Consider the following 253-nt stretch of genomic DNA (forward strand, 5'->3'; position numbering starts at 1 on the left):
GGAAGCCCGAAGCGAGTGAGGAGAAGATGCCGATCTTGACGCGTCCGTCCTCGCAACGCCCGATGGCGGCAACGTCTCGTGCCCCTTCGCCGATTTGCCTAAGCGCTTTGCGCGCTCGAAGTAGAAAGTGCTGGCCCGCTTGCGTAAGGCTCACACCGCCATTGTGCCGATGAAAAAGTGAGGCGCCGAGTTCGTCCTCAAGATCGCGTATGCGCCTGCTGACGGCCGATTCCCGGATACCGAGCGCGTGAGC

Annotated in this window: 1 protein-coding gene; it reads right to left on the reverse strand. The window is 62.1% G+C overall.

Translation table 11 applies throughout. The features are described from left to right. Window positions 1–253 (reverse strand): LysR family transcriptional regulator (locus RZA33_RS19985; protein WP_416337895.1); only part of this gene is annotated, 253 nt, incomplete at both ends.

Source organism: Halovibrio sp. HP20-59 (genome assembly GCF_033052795.2).
Taxonomy (GTDB): Bacteria; Pseudomonadota; Gammaproteobacteria; order Pseudomonadales; family Halomonadaceae; genus Vreelandella.